The sequence below is a fragment of the Stenotrophomonas genospecies 5 genome (assembly GCF_054473825.1).
Window position 1 is genome coordinate 97,988 of the sequence record NZ_JBTMUW010000003.1, and the last position, 17,784, is coordinate 115,771.

13 protein-coding genes and 1 riboswitch are annotated in these 17,784 nt (G+C 66.8%); of the genes, 7 read left to right on the top strand and 6 right to left on the bottom strand.

Annotated elements, in window-relative coordinates:
- Positions 1–335 precede the first annotated feature (335 nt).
- Both metK and ACX9OW_RS17540 read left to right on the top strand, forming a co-directional pair.
- Entirely contained in the window at positions 336–1,547 is a 1,212-nt protein-coding gene (metK, locus tag ACX9OW_RS17535) for a methionine adenosyltransferase (RefSeq protein WP_053516433.1), read from the top strand.
- 140 nt (positions 1,548–1,687) lie between these two features.
- Entirely contained in the window at positions 1,688–2,194 is a 507-nt protein-coding gene (locus ACX9OW_RS17540) for an acyl-CoA thioesterase (RefSeq protein WP_053516435.1), read from the top strand.
- 67 nt (positions 2,195–2,261) lie between these two features.
- On the opposite strand, the gene ppc is transcribed toward ACX9OW_RS17540, so the two are convergent.
- Together ppc and ACX9OW_RS17550 are read right to left on the bottom strand one after the other, a co-directional pair.
- A complete protein-coding gene (gene ppc, locus ACX9OW_RS17545; protein ID WP_180875759.1) occupies positions 2,262–4,973 on the bottom strand; it encodes a phosphoenolpyruvate carboxylase in 2,712 nt (903 codons plus the stop codon).
- A gap of 169 nt (positions 4,974–5,142) precedes the next feature.
- Positions 5,143–7,659: a S9 family peptidase gene (locus ACX9OW_RS17550; protein WP_459062623.1), complete on the bottom strand. Its 2,517-nt coding sequence runs from the start codon at positions 7,657–7,659 to the stop codon at positions 5,143–5,145.
- A gap of 118 nt (positions 7,660–7,777) precedes the next feature.
- A riboswitch (S-adenosyl-L-homocysteine riboswitch) is annotated at positions 7,778–7,861 on the top strand.
- Positions 7,862–7,897: 36 nt separating this feature from the next.
- Here ACX9OW_RS17550 and ahcY point away from each other — a divergent pair.
- The 3 genes from ahcY (at position 7,898) to ACX9OW_RS17565 (ending at position 10,526) form a co-directional block, all read left to right on the top strand.
- Positions 7,898–9,343 carry an adenosylhomocysteinase gene (gene ahcY / locus ACX9OW_RS17555; RefSeq protein WP_065182797.1) on the top strand — a complete coding sequence of 482 codons (1,446 nt, stop codon included), beginning with the start codon at positions 7,898–7,900 and terminating at the stop codon, positions 9,341–9,343.
- Positions 9,344–9,567: 224 nt separating this feature from the next.
- Positions 9,568–10,041: a Cys-tRNA(Pro) deacylase gene (ybaK, locus tag ACX9OW_RS17560; RefSeq protein ID WP_180875710.1), complete on the top strand. Its 474-nt coding sequence runs from the start codon at positions 9,568–9,570 to the stop codon at positions 10,039–10,041.
- On the top strand, positions 10,041–10,526 hold the full coding sequence (locus tag ACX9OW_RS17565; protein WP_459062624.1) for a hypothetical protein: 486 nt from the start codon (positions 10,041–10,043) through the stop codon (positions 10,524–10,526). The genes ybaK and ACX9OW_RS17565 overlap by 1 nt, the downstream gene beginning before the upstream one ends.
- 26 nt (positions 10,527–10,552) lie before the next feature.
- On the opposite strand, the gene ACX9OW_RS17570 is transcribed toward ACX9OW_RS17565, so the two are convergent.
- The gene (locus ACX9OW_RS17570) at positions 10,553–11,110 is read right to left on the bottom strand and encodes a DUF3228 family protein (RefSeq protein WP_065182799.1); all 558 of its coding nucleotides are present in this window, start codon (positions 11,108–11,110) and stop codon (positions 10,553–10,555) included.
- A gap of 138 nt (positions 11,111–11,248) precedes the next feature.
- Here ACX9OW_RS17570 and metF point away from each other — a divergent pair, with 138 nt between their 5' ends.
- Positions 11,249–12,076, top strand: coding sequence for a methylenetetrahydrofolate reductase [NAD(P)H] (metF, locus tag ACX9OW_RS17575; RefSeq protein ID WP_053516480.1), 828 nt, complete (start codon positions 11,249–11,251; stop codon positions 12,074–12,076).
- A gap of 40 nt (positions 12,077–12,116) precedes the next feature.
- Positions 12,117–12,695 (top strand): DUF4124 domain-containing protein, encoded by a 579-nt coding sequence (locus ACX9OW_RS17580; RefSeq protein ID WP_459062625.1) that lies wholly within the window; start codon positions 12,117–12,119, stop codon positions 12,693–12,695.
- A 70-nt stretch (positions 12,696–12,765) separates the two neighbouring features.
- Here the strand turns inward: ACX9OW_RS17580 and ACX9OW_RS17585 are convergent, their stop codons facing one another.
- From ACX9OW_RS17585 to ACX9OW_RS17595, 3 genes are all read right to left on the bottom strand, one after another.
- A complete protein-coding gene (locus tag ACX9OW_RS17585) occupies positions 12,766–13,719 on the bottom strand; it encodes a Nudix family hydrolase (protein ID WP_053516444.1) in 954 nt (317 codons plus the stop codon).
- A 102-nt stretch (positions 13,720–13,821) separates the two neighbouring features.
- A complete protein-coding gene (secA, locus tag ACX9OW_RS17590) occupies positions 13,822–16,554 on the bottom strand; it encodes a preprotein translocase subunit SecA (RefSeq protein ID WP_053516445.1) in 2,733 nt (910 codons plus the stop codon).
- Positions 16,555–16,818: 264 nt separating this feature from the next.
- Entirely contained in the window at positions 16,819–17,772 is a 954-nt protein-coding gene (locus ACX9OW_RS17595) for a M23 family metallopeptidase (protein ID WP_053516446.1), read from the bottom strand.
- Positions 17,773–17,784 lie beyond the last annotated feature (12 nt).

The window sequence follows — 17,784 nt, forward strand, 5'->3', positions numbered from 1 at the left end:
GCGTGCTCACTGATACCCGGCGGCCGGATTGGCCGACAGCCTGCGCCTGGCACGCGGCAGGCAGATGGCGGTTTCGGGGCAGAACGATGACGGCCGGTCCCGCTCCGGCAACGCCGGAACCGCCCCTTCCCCCCCGCAACACGGCCTTGCGGCAATGGGCACGCCAGTGGAACACTGCCTGCGCACCGTGTCCTGCAGACGCCCGCCAGGCCTTGTGCCAGAGGGCACGTCACCTTAACCACCGGCAACCCGTACGGGTTCACAATGCACGGGCGGCGCACCCCGTGTATGATGCGCGCCCATCTTTCCATCCGAATCAAGGGATATTAAGCCTGATGTCCAGCTACCTGTTCACCTCCGAATCGGTCTCCGAAGGCCATCCGGACAAGATTGCCGACCAGATCTCCGACGCGGTGCTGGACGCGATCCTGACCCAGGACCAGCGCGCCCGCGTGGCCTGCGAGACCATGGTCAAGACCGGTGTGGCCATTGTTGCCGGTGAGATCACCACCAGCGCCTGGATCGACCTCGAAGCGTTGACCCGCAAGGTCATCCTGGACATCGGCTATGACAGCTCCGACGTCGGCTTCGACGGCGCCACCTGCGGCGTGCTGAACCTGATCGGCAAGCAGTCGCCGCACATCGCCCAGGGCGTGGACCGCAAGAAGCCGGAAGAAATGGGCGCGGGCGACCAGGGCCTGATGTTCGGCTACGCCACCAACGAGACCGACAGCTACATGCCGGCCGCGATCCACCTGTCGCACCGTCTGGTCGAGCAGCAGGCCAAGATCCGCAAGAAGAAGAACTCGCCGCTGTCGTGGCTGCGCCCGGACGCCAAGAGCCAGGTCACCCTGCGCTACGAGAACGGCGAAGTGGCCGCCATCGACGCGGTGGTGCTGTCCACCCAGCACGCCCCGGGCATCAAGCAGAAGGACCTGATCGAGGCCGTCCGCGAAGAGATCATCAAGCCGGTGCTGCCGGCCAAGTGGCTGCACAAGGGCACCAAGTTCCACATCAACCCGACCGGCAAGTTCGAGATCGGCGGCCCGGTGGGCGACTGCGGCCTGACCGGCCGCAAGATCATCGTCGACACCTACGGCGGCTGGGCCCGTCACGGTGGCGGCGCGTTCTCCGGCAAGGATCCGTCCAAGGTTGACCGCTCGGCCGCCTACGCTGCCCGCTACGTCGCCAAGAACGTGGTCGCCGCCGGCCTGGCCGACCGCTGCGAAGTGCAGGTCTCCTACGCCATCGGCGTGGCCGAGCCGACTTCGATCTCGGTCACCACCTTCGGCACCGGCAAGATCAGCGACGACAAGATCGAGAAGCTGATCCGCAAGCACTTCGACCTGCGCCCGTACGGCATCATCAAGATGCTGGACCTGATCCACCCGATGTACCAGCAGACTGCGGCCTATGGCCACTTCGGCCGCAAGCCGAAGGAGTTCAGCTACCTCAACGGTGCCGGCGAGACGGTCAACGCCACGGCCTTCTCCTGGGAGAAGACCGATCGTGCCGCCGCCCTGCGCGCCGATGCGAAGCTGAAGTAAGAAACACGAAGGGCCGCGCAAGCGGCCCTTCTGCTTTCTGTAGAGCCGAGCCCATGCTCGGCTTTCTTTTGCCTGCGCCGAGAGCAGCCGAGCACGGGCTGGGCTCCACACGAGCTACGCCACGCCGATACAATCGGTGCATGTCGACCGAACTCAAAACCCACCAGCTGTCCATGACCGTGCTGATGTCGCCGGAGATGGCCAACTTCTCCGGCAAGGTCCACGGCGGCGCCATCCTGCGCCTGCTCGACCAGGTTGCCTACGCCTGTGCCAGCCGCTACGCCGGCAGCTACGTGGTCACCCTGTCGGTGGACCAGGTGATGTTCCGCCAACCGATCGCGGTGGGCGAACTGGTGACGTTCCTGGCCTCGGTGAACTACACCGGCACCTCGTCGATGGAGATCGGCATCAAGGTCGTGGCCGAGGACATTCTCAAGCGCAGCGTGCGCCACGCCAACAGCTGTTTCTTCACCATGGTGGCGGTGGACGAAGAGGGGCGGCCAACGCCTGTCCCCCCGCTGCAGCCCGCCAGTTCGGACGAGAAGCGCCGGCAGGCCGCCGCGCTGATCCGGCGCCAGCTGCGGCAGGAAATGGAGCAACGGCACCTGGAACTGCTGGCGTCCAATCCGCCTTCGCCTGAAGAATGAGAGCGTGCGGGGCAAGCCCCGCACCCACCGAGGCGGGTAGCGCCGGGCCATGCCCGGCGGATGCGGATCACCCGGTGTTCTGCACGCCCTGCGAGACACCATTCACGCAGGCCACCAGCGCGCGCAGCAGTTCTTCGTCCTCCCGCCCGCTTTCGCGCCAGCGCTGCAGCAGGTCCACCTGCAGCACGCTGATCGGATCGACGTAGGGATTGCGCAGGCGGATCGACAGCGCCAGTCGCGCATCGTGCTCCAGCAAGGTCTGCTGGTCCATCAGTGCCAGCAGCCAGCGGCGGGTAAGCGCCAGTTCGTGCTGGATCTGCGGGAAAAAGCGCCCGTGCAGGTCACCGGAGAGACGCGAGAACTGTTCGGCGATGGTGATATCGCCCTTGGACAGCACCATTGCGATGTCGTCCAGGAAGGTGCGGAAGAACGGCCAGTCGCGCGCCATGTCGCGCAGGACAGGTTCATGGCCGGCATCCACCGCCGCCTGCAGGCCGCTGCCCACGCCATACCAGCCGGGAATCACCGCGCGGGCCTGGCTCCAGGCGAATACCCACGGGATCGCACGCAGGTTGCCCAGTGCCGCATCCTGGCCGAGACGACGCGACGGCCGTGAACCCAGCGTCATCCGCTCGATCACATCGATCGGCGTCGCCGTTCGGAAGTAATCCATGAAACCGGCCTGGCCGACGAAGGCGCGATAGACCTCGCTGCTGGCCGTGGCGACCCCGTCCATCACCGGCCGCCAGCCCTCCTCGCGGGGTTCCGCGGCACGCGGACGAAGGCTGGCCCGCAGCACGGCGCCGGTGGCCTGCTCGAGCGATCGCAGCGCCAGCGCGCGGATGCCGTACTTGCGGTGGATCACCTCGCCCTGCTCGGTCACGCGCAGGCGACCATCGATGCTGCCACGTGGCGACGCGTCCACCGCGTGCGTGGTCTTGCCACCGCCCCGGCTGATCGAACCACCACGGCCGTGGAAGAAGGTCAGGCGGATGCCGGCCTCGGCCGCCACGTCCAGCAGTTCCACCTGCGCACGCTGCAGGCCCCAGCGCGAAGCGGCGATGCCGCCGTCCTTGCTGCTGTCGGAATAACCCAGCATCACCATCTGCACATCACCGCGTGCCCGCAGATGAGCGCGATAGACCGGATCGGCCAGCAGGTCACGCAGCGTCGCAGTACCGCGCTTGAGATCGTCCACCGTCTCGAACAGCGGTGCGATGTCCAGCGGCACCGCGCCGTCCTCGTCAGCCAATCCGCCACGGCGCGCCAGCGCCAGCACGGCCAGCACATCGCTGCGATCATGTGCCATCGAGATGATGTAGCTGCCCAGCGCCTCGCTGCCATGCCGCGCGCGCGCGTCGGCCAGCGCCGCGAACACCGCATCCAGTCGCTGGTTGCCCTCGTCGTCGCCCACCGGCAGCGGCTGCTCGCCGCTGGCGTATGGCCCGAGCAGGCCGGCGCGGGCCAATGGATCCAATCCATCCCACGCCGCTTCGCCGCCCAGCACCGCCGCCAGCGCGCGCGCATGCACGCTCGATTCCTGCCGCACGTCCAGCCGCGCCAGATGGAAGCCGAACGTCTTCACCCGCCACAACAGTCGCTGCACGGCGAATCCGCCGGCATGCTCGCCACGGTTGGCACGCAGGCTGTCGAGGATCAGCTGCAGATCGTCGATCAGCTCGTCCGGGCCTGCATAGGCCCCCTCTGCATCGTCCAGGGTGGCCTGCAGGCGCGCACGCATGCGGTCGTTGAGCAGCCGGTACGGCATGTCGGCGTGCCGCGGGCGCGACTGCACCTTCGGCAACAGCTGCTGGTAATGCGACACGCGCGCCTGCAGCGCATCGCTCACGCCCACCCGCTCGGTGGACTGGCTGAGCAGGCTGGCCAGCTGCAGCAGTTCCTTCTGGTAGCGCCCCAGCACTGCCTGTCGCTGGGCATCGAGTGTGCTGCGGATGGTGCGGGCGTCCACGTTCGGGTTGCCGTCCATGTCGCCGCCCACCCATGTGCCGAAACGCAGCAGGCGCGGCAGCGCCAGTTCTTCGCCATAGGTATCACGCAGCGCCTGCTGCAGGGATTCGTACAGCACGGGTATCACCCGGTACAGCACCTGCACCAGATAGAAGCCGACATGCTCGCGCTCGTCATCGACCGTCGGCCGCACCGGCGAGGAGTCGGTGGTCTGCCAGGAAGCGGTCAGCGCCATGCGGAAGCGTGCAGCATCCGCTGCCGCCTCGCCCGGCGTGCGCTGGCCGTCGAGGTTGTCGACCAGGCTGGCCACCATCAGCTGCTCTTTCTCCAGCAGTGCGCGGCGCACGGCTTCGGTCGGATGCGCAGTGAACACCGGTTCGATATCGATGCGCGGCAGCCACTGCGCCAACTCATCCAGCGTCACGCCCTGCGCCTTCAGGTGCTGCAGCGCATCCTGCAGGCCATCCGGCTGCGGCGCGGCAGTACCGGCGCGCTGGTAGTCGCGGCGGCGGCGGATGCGGTGCACGCGCTCGGCAATGTTGACCACCTGGAAGTAGGTGCTGAATGCCCGCACCATCGTCTCGGCCTGCTGCGGCGTACGACCGGCCAGGCCATCGGCCAGCTCCGACAGCGGCGCCTGGTTTTCGCGGCGGGCGATGGCCCGCGTGCGCACATCCTCGACATCGTCGAGGAAGGTTGCCGAAACCTGCTCGACCAGCAGGTCGCCGACCAGCGCGCCGAGCCGGCGCACGTCATCGCGGAGCGGAAGATCGGGAGAAGCAAACTCGATGCTGCTGCGGTACTCGTTCATCGGCGACGCACGGGCCTCGGTCAACGGATCCTGGATCCAAGCCTATCCCAGATCGGGGGCTGTGCTGCGATGCAGAAATGGTTTCATCTGCATGCAACGCCAGCGCTGCCGATGTGGAATGCAACCGCGTCGGGGCGGCCCCCTCGCAGGGGCCGCCGGCATGCACGTGTCAGCGCTTCTTCTTCGCCTTGCCCGAGGCTGCCGGGCCGATGGTCTGCTCCAGCCAGCGCTCGCTCTCGGCCAGCATGGTCATGATCGATTCGCGTGCACGATAGGCGTGCGATTCGTTCGGCAGCATCACCAGGCGCGCCGTCCCTCCGAGTCCCTTCACCGCAGCGAACATGCGCTCGCTCTGCATCGGGAAGGTGCCGGAATTGTTGTCATCCACGCCGTGAATGAACAGGATCGGATCCTTGATCCGGTCCGCATAGTTGAACGGCGCCATCTTCTGATACACGTCCTGCGCCTGCCAGTAGTTGCGCTCTTCGGCCTGGAAGCCGAACGGCGTCAGCGTACGGTTGTAGGCACCACTGCGGGCGATGCCGGCCTTGAACAGGCGCGTATGCGCAAGCAGGTTCGCGGTCATGAACGCACCGTAGGAATGGCCGCCGATGGCGATATGGTCGCGGTCGGTCACGCCACGGCGCACCACTTCGTCCACCGCAGCCTGGGCATTGGCCACCAGCTGTTCGATATAGGTGTCGTTGGGTTCCTTGTCGCCCTCGCCGATGATCGGCATCGAAGGACTTGCCAGCACCACATAGCCCTTGGCCAGGAAGGCCTGCGGGCCCCAGTAGCTGATCGCGTTGAAACGGTACGGCGAATCGGTGACCTGGCTGGCGGCCGCGGCGCTCTTGAACTCGCCCGGGTAGGCCCACATCAGCAGCGGGCGCGGGCCGTCGCGCGTGGGATCGTAGCCCGGCGGCAGCAGCAGCGTGGCCGTGAGGTCCACGCCGTCGGCACGCTTGTAGCGGATCTGCTCCTTCTGCACGCCCTTGAGCTGCGGCAGCGGATGCGGGAAGTGGGTCAGCGCGCGCGGTGCCGCGCTGGCATCGGTGAGCGACTGCACATGGAAGTTGGTCGGCTCGTCCGGGCTTTCACGGCTCAGCAGCAGCGAGCTGCCCTGGTTGTCCAGCAATGCCACCGGCACCGAATAGTTCGGCGCCTGCGAGTGGAACAGGCGGGTGGCCTTTCCGCTGGCGATGTCGAAGCGGTCCACGAACGGACGGTCACCTTCCGGCGAAGCACCGGCACCGACCAGATACAGGCTGCCACCATCGGGGCTGGTCTGCAGCAGCGAGCGGCCGCGATCGTCGCTGGACAGCTGGGGCCGGCCCGGATCGGAATAGCGGTCCTGCGCATCACGATCCCACAGCAGGCGGGGCTCGGCACCGGCGTTGTCCGGGGCAATCAACCAGGTCTTGGTCCTGCGGGTCTTCCACCACGACTCGGTGAGCAGGGCCAGGTCGCCACGGCCCCAGCTGATGCCGGCCAGACGGCTGCCGAGCTGGGCCAGCGTCACCGGCGGCCTGTCGAACGGGGCGGCCTGCATCAGCACCGCGTCGCGCACCTTGGCGTCGCGGTTCGGATCACCACCATCCTGGGCCTCGGCCCAGACCAGCGTGGCATCGGCATCGCCGCGCCAGATGATGTCGCGTACGCCGGTCACTTCGGCGTCGTTGCCGGTCGGCAGGCCTTCCACCAGCGGGCGCACGGCCACGGTGTGCACCAGTTGGCCGCTGGCACGGTCGATCACTTCAATGCGGCGCGGGAAGCTGCTGACCGGCACCACATAGGAGTAAGGCCGCTGCACCGGCTGGCGCAGCACGAAGCGGCCATCCGGCGATACCGAGAAGCCCATGAAGATGCCCGCCGCGCCGATCGCGCGGGTGCGGCCATCCAGGCTGACTTCCATCGGCTGGGTGGTGGCGTAGTAGTCGAACTGGCGCGCGTCGGCCTCGTTCTTCAGCAGGTCCTGATAGGTACGGATCGACACCACGCCGCCGCCCTGGCTGGTCTGCTGCACGGCGGGGCCGGTGGGAATGCCGTCGGCGGCCGGGGCGGCGCCGAGGTTGGCCGGGCGGGTGAACACCACCAGACCACGGCTGTCCGGCAGCCACTGGTAGCCGCTGCCGATCACCGTGTTCAGGCCGGCGACCAGGCGACGGGCGCTGCCGGCGGCCACATCCACCAGCCACAGTTCATTGGCGCCACTGGCGGCGTCGACCTGATTGAAGGCCAGCCACTTCTGGTCCGGCGACCATGCCAGGCTGGCAATCGACAGCGTGCCCGGCAGGCCGCTGATCTGCCGCTCCCTGCCGTCGGCCACGCTCATCAGCCACAGCTTCTCGCCGAAGCTGAAACGGCTGTCGGAGAACGTGCGCGGGTTGATGCGCAGGCCTGCCAGCTTCAGTTCCGGCTGGGCCACCACCTGGATCGACGGCAGCGACGGCATCTGCATCAGCGCGGCCACATCGCGGCGCGGCGACAGGTACAGCGAGGGCGCACGCGGGGCGTCGACCACCGCCTGCAGCTCGGCCGAGGGCAGCTCGTAGCCGTTTGCCCCCTGGGCCTGGGCCGCCGCAGGCTGCGGCGCTGCCGCCCAGGCCAGCGGGGCCACCGCCAACAGGGCCATGGACAGGACCAGGCCGGTCAAGCGCCGGTTGCGGCGTACATGCATGCTCATCGTTCCACCTGAGGGTGCGTTAAAACCCGACCTTAACAGTCCGTGCACAGGCGCCCATCTGCCGATGGTTGGGTCACGCCGATGAAACACCGGGCGCGCGATATAATGGCCGTTCTCCCCTCCCGAGGGGCGCTGCGACCGGACCCCCATGAGGCCGGCCAGGCTCGGTGAGGTGGCTCTGTAACAACGGCGCCCGGCTAGATGCGAGCACCCGCTCGCCCACAACCGGAGCTACTGCATGAACGCTGTTGCCAAGACCTTCTCCACCGAAGGCGATTACAAGATCCGCGACATCACCCTGGCCGACTGGGGCCGCAAGGAACTGGACATCGCCGAGCATGAAATGCCGGGCCTGATGTCGATCCGCCGCAAGTACCAGGCCGAGCTGCCGCTGAAGGGCGTGCGTGTGACCGGCTCGCTGCACATGACCATCCAGACCGCGGTGCTGATCGAAACGCTGAAGGACATCGGCGCCGACGTGCGCTGGGCCTCGTGCAACATCTTCTCGACCCAGGACCATGCGGCTGCGGCCATCGCCGCCACCGGCACCCCGGTGTTCGCCTGGAAGGGCGAGACCCTGGAAGAGTACTGGGACTGCACCCTGGACGCGCTGACCTTCACTCTGGCCGACGGCACCCTGACCGGTCCGGAGCTGGTGGTCGATGACGGTGGCGACGTCACCCTGCTGATCCACAAGGGCTACGAGCTGGAAAACGGCAGTGACTGGGTCAACACCGCCTCCTCCTCGCACGAGGAACAGGTCATCAAGAACCTGCTCAAGCGCGTGGCCAAGGAGCGCCCGGGTTACTGGGGCCGCGTGGTCAAGGACTGGAAGGGCGTCTCCGAAGAGACCACCACCGGCGTGCACCGCCTGTACCAGCTGGCCCAGGCCGGCACCCTGCTGATTCCGGCGATCAACGTCAACGATTCGGTCACCAAGAGCAAGTTCGACAACCTGTACGGCTGCCGCGAGTCGCTGGCCGATGGCCTGAAGCGTGCCATGGACGTGATGCTGGCCGGCAAGCTGGCCGTGGTCTGCGGTTACGGTGACGTGGGCAAGGGCTGCGCCGCCTCGCTGCGTGCCTACGGCGCACGCGTGGTCGTGACCGAAATCGATCCGATCTGCGCCCTGCAGGCAGCGATGGAAGGCTATGAAGTCAACACCATCGAATCGACCCTGGGCCGCGCCGACCTGTACGTCACCACCACCGGCAACAAGGACATCATCCGCATCGAGCACCTGAGCGCGATGAAGGACCAGGCCATCGTCTGCAACATCGGCCACTTCGACAACGAGATCCAGGTCGATGCGCTGGTGTCCTACCCGGGCATCAAGCACGTCAACATCAAGCCGCAGGTCGACAAGTACGTCTTCCCGAACGGCAATGCGATCTTCCTGCTGGCCGAGGGCCGCCTGGTGAACCTGGGCTGTGCCACCGGCCACCCGAGCTTCGTGATGTCCAACAGCTTCGCCAACCAGACCCTGGCACAGATCGACCTGTGGGCGAACAAGGACAGCTACGAGAAGAAGGTCTACCTGCTGCCGAAGAAGCTGGACGAGGAAGTGGCACGCCTGCACCTGGAGAAGATCGGCGTGAAGCTGACCACCCTGACCCAGGAACAGGCCGACTACATCGGCGTGCCGGTGGAAGGCCCGTTCAAGCCGGACCACTACCGCTACTGATGCCGCGCCCGGGGTAACGGAAGCAGAAAGAACGGGCGCCTTCGGGCGCCCGTTCTGCATTCGGCACGCCGGTAGCGCCGGGCCATGCCCGGCGGGTACAGGGCGCCTGCTCATCGACACGCAGGCAATACGATCTCCACGCCACCGGGCATGGTCCGGCGCTACCAGATCATGGCAACAGCCTCGGTCAAGGCAGCCGCGTCGCCCCACGCTACGATGCGCCCATGACTCCGGCCATCACCCTGCTCAAGCGCGAGAAGATCGCCCACACCGTACGCAGCTACGTGCACGATGCCCACGCCGAATCGTATGGTGGCGAGGCCGTCGACAAGCTGGGCCTCAACCCGGCACAGGTATTCAAGACCCTGCTGGCCAGCACCGAAACCCACGAGCTGCTGGTGGCGATCGTGCCGGTGGCCGGCCAGTTGGACCTGAAGGCGTTGGCGGAAGCAGCCGGCTGCCGGAAGTGTGAGATGGCCGCTGCCGACGCCGCCCAGCGCGCCACCGGCTACGTGGTCGGTGGCATCAGCCCGCTCGGGCAGAAGAAGCGCCTGCGCACGTTCCTGGATGCCAGTGCGCAGGTGTTGCCCAGCCTGCATGTCAGCGCCGGGCGTCGTGGACTGGAAGTGGAACTGGCGCCGGCCGACCTGCTGCGCCTTACGGCCGGCCATTACGCCGCCATCGGCAAGGCCCGCTGATGCGCTGGCCGTGGTCCGCAGCGCCGATACCCCGGCTCGACGATGCACAGGCCGACGTGCTGCTGCAGGATCTGCTGTCGCGCGACGCCAGCCGCATCACCGACGCCGCGCGTACGGTTGCACGGTTGTTCACCCCCTCCTCGCTGGAAGCCCTGGCATCGCACGCCGACCTGATCGAGCGACACTGCGAGCCCATCGAACTCGGCGGCATGCTGGTCAGCAACCAGGCGCACCTGAAGGCGGCGCTGCGACGATTGCGCCACTGGCAGGCGCGCGAGGGTTGCCTGTGCGCGCTCAACCCCACCTACCCGTTCTTCGATCCCCGGCGCCTGCTCGAACAGGGCCACATGCAGCTGCTCTCGTTGCAGGAGGCCGAAGATGGTTGGGGCGATTGCCACACGGTCGCCTGTGCACACTGCGGCCAGCACTGGCAGGCAATCGACCGCGAATACCATTACCCGTGGTGGGAATGGCTTTCCGGCTGAGCGCGGCCGGACGCACGTGACCGGGCTTACGGCCGCCAGTTGGCGTTGTTCTCCCAGAACGCCACCGAACGCTGGTAGGCCTCACGGTCCAGCGGCACGCCGGAACCCCCCTCCTCCACACCGAGCGCATTGCGCATCATCGTGATCGGCGCCATCGGCACCTCCTCCGGTTCGGCAGTGTAGATGCAGCCGACGATGCCCCAGTCCGCATCGATCGGTGAGCCCTCTTTGGCCAGCTGCTCGGCGCTGTACAGGATCACCACCAGGTAGTTCGCACGCGGCGATTCGACGCCTTCGAACCAACGCACCAGCACCGGCAGCTCATCGCGGTTGCGCGCTTCGTAGCCGCTGCGCAGCAGGTGGCGGTTGGCATCGGTGACCGGCACGGTCAGGCAGCGCGTGCTGGTCCAGTTCTCGTAGACGAACAGCTTGCAGAATGGCGCGTAGCCGTCGAGCACCTTCAGTGGCGCATGCGCATTGAGGTGGGCCTCGAACTGCTCGGCAGTGCAGTCCTGGATGGTGTTGCCGCGTGGCACGCGCGGGAACAGGCGGGGACGGGCGAAATCGGTAAGGACGATGGACATGGTGTGCGGCGTGATCAGGAATTCAGTGGCACAGGGTACCCGCCCTTCCCCCTTCGCGGCAGGCGCTTCACACATTCATTGCACATCCATCTTGATGAAGCGATATACTGGTTCGCACCCGCCGCCATCGCCCGTGCCATGACCGCCATCAGCTTCGAGTTCTATCCGCCCAAGACCGACGAACAGCGCAGCCAGCTCGACCGTGCCGCGGCGAAGCTGAAGGACTACGCGCCCGAGTACGTGTCCTGTACGTTCGGCGCCGGTGGCTCGACCCTGAGCTACACCTCCGAGACCGTGCGCCATCTCAACCAGCACCACGGCTTCGAGGCGGCGCCTCATCTCTCCTGTGTCGGCGGCACCCGCCAGGAAATCCGCGAGCTGCTCAAGCTGTACCGCGCGATCGGCTGCCGCCGGCTGGTCGCACTGCGCGGTGACCTGCCCTCGGGCATGGGCTTTCCTGGCGACCTGCGCTACGCCGCCGAACTGATCGCCTTCATCCGTGCCGAACATGGCAATGCCTTCCGCATCGAGGTCGGTGCCTACCCCGAAACACATCCGCAGGCCTCCGATGCCCTGGCCGACCTGAAGCACTTCAAGGCCAAGATCGATGCCGGCGCCGACGCGGCGATCACCCAGTACTTCTTCAACCCCGACGCCTACTTCCACTTCGTGGATGAAGTGCGCCGGCTTGGCGTGGACGTGCCGATCACGCCCGGCATCATGCCGATCGCCAACTTCAGCCAGCTGCGCCGCTTCTCCGAGCAATGCGGTGCCGAGATCCCGCGCTGGATCGGCCGCAAGATGCAGGCCTACGGCGATGACGCGGCATCGGTGCGTGCATTCGGCGCCGAAGTGGTGGCCAAGCTGTGCCAGCGCCTGATCGAAGGCGGCGCGCCGGGCCTGCACTTCTACACACTGAACCTGGCCAAGCCGACAACGGCCGTGTTGAAACTGCTGCAGGGCTGAAAGCACGCTGCACGCGTGCATTCGGCGCTACCCTGCGTCGATGAGATCCATTTCACTCCTGCTGCTGCCGCTGCTGCTGTCCGCTGCGCCCGGCGTTGCCCACGGCCAGGCCTCGCGCCTGAACCGCTGCACCGATGCACAAGGCCAGAGCGTCTACACCGACCGGCCCTGCGACAGCATCGGCGCGCGATCACGGCTGCCACCTCCCGCTCCTGCCGGCAACCACCTGCCGCAGGACTCGCTGGGGGCGCGCTGCCCGCGCCGCCTGAGCGAGCTGGTACAGGCCCTGCGCACCGGCATCACCGGCAACGACGTGAACCGCTTGTCCTCACTCTATCTCTGGGGGGCGGTGTCCGACGCGGGCGCGCAGCGCATCCTCGGCCAGCTGGAGTCGCTGGCGCGGCGGCCACTGGTGGACGTCGTGCCGGTCTATCCGCAGCAGGCACAGGCCCCTCTCCAGGACGAGGATCCTGCACTGGCCGGATCCGCGACCGAGCCCTCCACGTCGCGCCATCCCGTAGGCCTGCGGCTTGAGCAGACGCTGCCTGGCAGCGCCACCCGCGCCGCGACGGTGCTGGGACTGCGACGTCAGTACGGCTGTTTCTGGATCACCTTGTGACCGGTGGGGTCCGATCCCGGCAATGGGGTCAGAGCCCGGCTGCGCGGGGATCTGACCCCGCGAGCGTGCTCTACTCCGGCCACAGGCTGCGGATGGCGGCGATGCCCTGCCCACCATGGCGGCGCGCCTCAGCGACCTGGCCGCGTGCCATCCCACCCAGCGCGTAGATGGGCAGCGATACCTGTGCACGCAGGGCGGCAAACGCATCCCAGCCCAGCGGCGTTGCCTCGGGATGGCTGGCGGTCGCCTGCACCGGCCCAAGCACGGCGAAGTCGCATCCCAGCCGTTGTGCGGCCTGCAGCTGCTCAAGATCGTGGCAGGAGGCTCCCACCAGCTGCCCATCCGGCAACGGTCGCGCCTGCAGGGACAACAGCTGTTCGCTGCCCAGATGCACGCCGACACCCAGCGAGCGCGCCAGTTCGATATCGCGGTTCAGCAGCCACTGCACCCCGCGCCGGTGCGCACGCAGCGCCTGCTCGATCAGGGCCTGACGGCGAGGATGCTGCAGCGGCAGGCGCAGCTGGATGCGCTGCTGGCCGCCACTGACCGCGCGCTGCAGCCGTTCCTGCCACTGCCGTTGACCGGCCTCGTCCTCACCCGGTGCAGGGGTGACCAGATAGCAGTCGGGCTCGCGCAGTGCCGCCACCACCGGCAGGTCGGCCGGCGGCATCGAGTAGCGTCCGAGCTTGTCCTGCGCGACCCAGGTGATGGCTTGGCCTTCGCGACCGCGCGGCGTGCCCTTCCAACTGCGGACGTGCCGCACTTCCAGCGTCAGGTGCTTGTCCGGGTACCGCTGCGGCACGTCCATGATCCAGTCGCCGACCTCGGCTTCGATGCCCAGTTCCTCGCGCAGTTCACGCACCAGGGCCTGCGCGGAGGTTTCGCCCGCTTCGCGCTTGCCGCCGGGGAACTCCCACAGGCCGGCCATGTCACGGTTCTCGGTACGACGGTTGAGCAGCACGCGGCCACGGGCGTCGGTGATGACGGCCGCCACGACATGGATCGATCGGGTGGGGGAAGGCATGCAGGGAGCATGCCTACAACAGGGGGACCGGCGCAATCGCGGATCGCGTACTTTCCTGCCCCAGAACGGGAGAGCCCCGCTTTCGCGGGGCTCTCTGGCCGGTCAGCTCAGCTGGCCGTGGCAGTGCTTGTACTTCTTGCCACTGCCGCACGGGCACGGATCGTTGCGGCCGATCTTGGCTTCTTCGCGCTGCACCTGGGCCACGCCCTGCTGCGCGGCCTGCACCTGCGCCGCTTCCTCGTCGGCGCTGTAGCCGCCGGCGTCCTGGTGCTGGAACTGCGACTGGCGCAGGCGTGCCTCGACCTGCTGGCGCTCGGCCGCTTCCAGTGCCTGCACTTCCTCGTCGCTGCGGATGCGCACGCGGGCGAGCAGGGTCACCACTTCGCGCTTGACGTTCTCCAGCATGTCCGAGAACAGCTCGAAGGCTTCCTTCTTGTACTCCTGCTTCGGCTGCTTCTGCGCGTAACCCCGCAGGTAGATGCCCTGGCGCAGGTAGTCCATGCGTGCCAGGTGCTCCTTCCAGCTCTGGTCCAGCACGGTCAGCATCACATGCTTTTCCAGCGCGCGCATGGTCTCGTCGCCGACGCTGGCTTCCTTCTCGGCGAAGTGCTGGTTGACGCGCTCCTGCACCTTGGCGGCGATGGTTTCGGCGTCCAGTTCCTCGTGCGACTTGACCAGGTCGGTCAGCGACATCTGCAGGCCGAACTCCGACTCCAGGGTCGCTTCCAGGCCACGCAGGTCCCACTGCTCGTCTACCGAGTTCGGCGGCACGAAGCGCGCAACGATGTCGAAGACGACGTCGTCGCGGATGCCATCGACGTTCTCCTTCACCGATTCGGCGTCCAGCAGTTCATCGCGCTGGGCGTAGATGACCTTGCGCTGGTCGTTGTTGACGTCGTCGAAGTCCAGCAGGTTCTTGCGGATGTCGAAGTTGTGGGCCTCGACCTTGCGCTGCGCCTTCTCGATCTGGCGGCTGACCAGGCGGTCTTCGATGACGTCGTCTTCCTTCATGCCCATCATGCGCATGGCCTTCTGCACCCAGTCGGAGGCGAAGATGCGCATCAGGTTGTCTTCCAGCGACAGGTAGAAGCGGGACGAACCCGGGTCGCCCTGGCGGCCCGAACGGCCACGCAGCTGGTTGTCGATACGACGCGATTCATGGCGCTCGGTGCCGACGATGTGCAGGCCGCCTGCCGCCTTCACTGCTTCGTGGCGCTGCTGCCAGTCGGCCTTGATCGCCGCCTTCTGTTCATCGGTGGCATCTTCGCCCAGCGCATGCAGCTCTGCTTCCAGCGAACCACCGAGCACGATGTCGGTACCACGGCCGGCCATGTTGGTGGCGATGGTCACCGCGCCGGGACGACCGGCATTGGCGACGATGGTCGCTTCGCGGTCATGCTGCTTGGCGTTGAGCACTTCGTGCTTCACGCCCGCCTTGCGCAGGTGCTCGGACAGCATTTCCGAGGTTTCGATCGAGGTGGTACCGACCAGCACCGGCTGGCCGCGCTTGGCGCATTCCTCGATGTCGGCCAGCACCGCGTTGAACTTGCCCTTGCGGTTGAGGAACACCTGGTCCGGGCTGTCCTTGCGGATGGTCGGGCGGTTGGTCGGGATCACCACCACTTCCAGGCCGTAGATGCTCTGGAACTCGAATGCTTCGGTATCGGCCGTACCGGTCATGCCGGACAGCTTCTTGTACATGCGGAACAGGTTCTGGAAGGTAATGCTGGCCAGCGTCTGGTTCTCACGCTGCACCGGCACGCCTTCCTTCGCCTCCACCGCCTGGTGCAGGCCGTCGGACCAGCGGCGACCGGCCAGGGTACGGCCGGTGAACTCGTCCACGATCACCACTTCACCATCGCGCACGATGTAGTCCACGTCACGCTGGTAGATGGCGTGCGCGCGCAGGGCGGCGTTGAGGTGGTGGACCACGGTCAGGTTCTGCGCCGCGTAAAGGCCTTCGGTGTCGCCGTTGAGGATGCCGGCCTCGACCAGCAGCTGTTCGGCGTGCTCCATGCCCGCTTCGGACAGGTGCACCTGCTTGCCCTTCTCGTCGACCCAGAAGTCGCCCTCGCCGTCTTCCACTTCCTGCTTGACCAGGTTCGGCACGATGCGGTTGACGCGGATGTACAGCTCCGGGGAATCGTCGGCCGGGCCGGAGATGATCAGCGGGGTGCGTGCTTCGTCGATCAGGATGGAGTCGACTTCGTCGACGATGGCGTAGTGCAGGCCGCGCTGATAGCGATCGGCCTTGGACAGCGCCATGTTGTCGCGCAGGTAGTCGAAACCGAATTCGTTGTTGGTGCCGTAGGTGATGTCGGCGGAATAGGCTTCGCGCTTGTCGCTGTGCGGCATGCCCGGATACACCACGCCCACGCTCAGGCCCAGCCAGTTGTACAGCTTGCCCATCTGCGCGGCATCGCGGCGGGCCAGGTAGTCGTTCACGGTGACCACGTGCACGCCCTTGCCTTCCAGCGCGTTGAGGTACACCGGCAGCGTGGCCACCAGGGTCTTGCCTTCACCGGTACGCATTTCGGCGATCTTGCCCAGGTGCAGGACCATGCCGCCGATCAGCTGCACGTCGTAGTGGCGCATGCCGAGCACGCGGCGACCGGCTTCGCGGCAGACCGCGAATGCTTCCGGCAGGACCTTGTCCAGGGCCTCACCGCCGGCGATGCGCTGCTTGAACTCCGGCGTCTTGGCCTGCAGCTGCTCGTCGGAAAGCTTCTCGATCTCCGGCTCCAGCGCATTGATCTTGGCGACGATGCGGTTGAGCTGGCGCAGCTGTCGTTCGTTACGACTGCCAAATACGCGGGTAAGCAGGCTGTTGATCATTGAAGGAACCGGGTTGGATGGACACGACGCCCGGCCTTCCCTGGGGAATCCGTCCGCCGCAAACGAAACAGGGCGCTTGGCGCCCTGTCGATGGCAACACCCATTGTAGCTTGGGACGGCCGGGAGGGGTTTCAAGCGTCCCGTGCGGCGTGATCGGCCCGGATCCGGCAAACCGGGGTTGAGCAAAGGGGTCGGATCCCTTTCGCCGTGGCGAAAGGATCTGACCCCAAGGAGGGTGGCGCCGGGCCATGCCCGGCGCTGGAATCAGCCGCGGCTGATACGGCCGACCGGCGTGTTGCCGCCGTCGCCGAGGAACTTGCGCGGGTTGACCACGTTGCCGTTTTCCCACACCTCGAAGTGCACGTGGGCGCCGGTGGAGCGACCGGTGGAACCGGCCTTGGCCACTTCCTGGCCGGCACGGACCAGATCGCCGACCTTCACGACCAGGCGCGAATTGTGCGCGTAGCGGGTGACGTAGCCGTTGCCATGGTCGACATCGACGACGTTGCCGTAGCCGCCCTTGACGCCGGAGAAGCTGACCACGCCATCGGCCACGGCCATGACCGGATCGCCGACCCGGGCGTGGAAGTCCATGCCCTTGTGGGTGGCGGCACCGCGGCCGAAGGGGTCGGCACGGGTGCCGAAGCCGGACGTGACATAGCTGTTGCGGATCGGCATGCGCGAAGGCACGGCGTTCTGCTGCAGCTGGTGATCGAACATCAGCGATTCCATCACCGACAGCTGGCGGCCTGAAGCAGCGAAACGCTGCTCCAGCACCTGTAAGTCGGCGTTGACATCCTTGACCGGGATGTCCGAGGTCGGGCCGCCGGCATCGCCGTCACCCAGGCCGGGAGTTTCGTTGAAGTCGAACTCGCCATCTTCCAGCTTGCCCATCTGGGTCAGCCGTTCGCCCAGGGCGTTGAGGCGGGTGGCCTGCGCCTGCAGCTCGCCGAGGCGGGCCGCCAGCGCGTTGACCTGGGTCTGCGCATCGCGCTGGACCTTGGCCAGTTCAGCCTCCTGGCGGTCGACCTTGGCCTGCAGCCGCGAATCGTTGAACGCGTTGGCGCCGATTCCGCCTGCAAAGCCGATAATGCAGCCTACCCCGAGCACGCTGCCCAGCAGGGCACGGGGGCGGTCCTCGAAATAGAACCGCAAACGCGTGAGCGCCGATTTGGCCTGACCTTCACGCGTTTTGATTACGATCTTTTTGAATGCCATCAGTGAGTTTTC

What these genes read in the sequence shown, in the direction of transcription:
- metK (WP_053516433.1), top strand. Translation starts at nt 336, where the DNA reads ATGTCCAGCTACCTGTTCACCTCCGAATCGGTCTCCGAAGGCCATCCG.
- ACX9OW_RS17540 (WP_053516435.1), top strand. Translation starts at nt 1,688, where the DNA reads ATGTCGACCGAACTCAAAACCCACCAGCTGTCCATGACCGTGCTGATG.
- ppc (WP_180875759.1), bottom strand. Translation starts at nt 4,973, where the DNA reads ATGAACGAGTACCGCAGCAGCATCGAGTTTGCTTCTCCCGATCTTCCG.
- ACX9OW_RS17550 (WP_459062623.1), bottom strand. Translation starts at nt 7,659, where the DNA reads ATGAGCATGCATGTACGCCGCAACCGGCGCTTGACCGGCCTGGTCCTG.
- ahcY (WP_065182797.1), top strand. Translation starts at nt 7,898, where the DNA reads ATGAACGCTGTTGCCAAGACCTTCTCCACCGAAGGCGATTACAAGATC.
- ybaK (WP_180875710.1), top strand. Translation starts at nt 9,568, where the DNA reads ATGACTCCGGCCATCACCCTGCTCAAGCGCGAGAAGATCGCCCACACC.
- ACX9OW_RS17565 (WP_459062624.1), top strand. Translation starts at nt 10,041, where the DNA reads ATGCGCTGGCCGTGGTCCGCAGCGCCGATACCCCGGCTCGACGATGCA.
- ACX9OW_RS17570 (WP_065182799.1), bottom strand. Translation starts at nt 11,110, where the DNA reads ATGTCCATCGTCCTTACCGATTTCGCCCGTCCCCGCCTGTTCCCGCGC.
- metF (WP_053516480.1), top strand. Translation starts at nt 11,249, where the DNA reads ATGACCGCCATCAGCTTCGAGTTCTATCCGCCCAAGACCGACGAACAG.
- ACX9OW_RS17580 (WP_459062625.1), top strand. Translation starts at nt 12,117, where the DNA reads ATGAGATCCATTTCACTCCTGCTGCTGCCGCTGCTGCTGTCCGCTGCG.
- ACX9OW_RS17585 (WP_053516444.1), bottom strand. Translation starts at nt 13,719, where the DNA reads ATGCCTTCCCCCACCCGATCGATCCATGTCGTGGCGGCCGTCATCACC.
- secA (WP_053516445.1), bottom strand. Translation starts at nt 16,554, where the DNA reads ATGATCAACAGCCTGCTTACCCGCGTATTTGGCAGTCGTAACGAACGA.
- ACX9OW_RS17595 (WP_053516446.1), bottom strand. Translation starts at nt 17,772, where the DNA reads ATGGCATTCAAAAAGATCGTAATCAAAACGCGTGAAGGTCAGGCCAAA.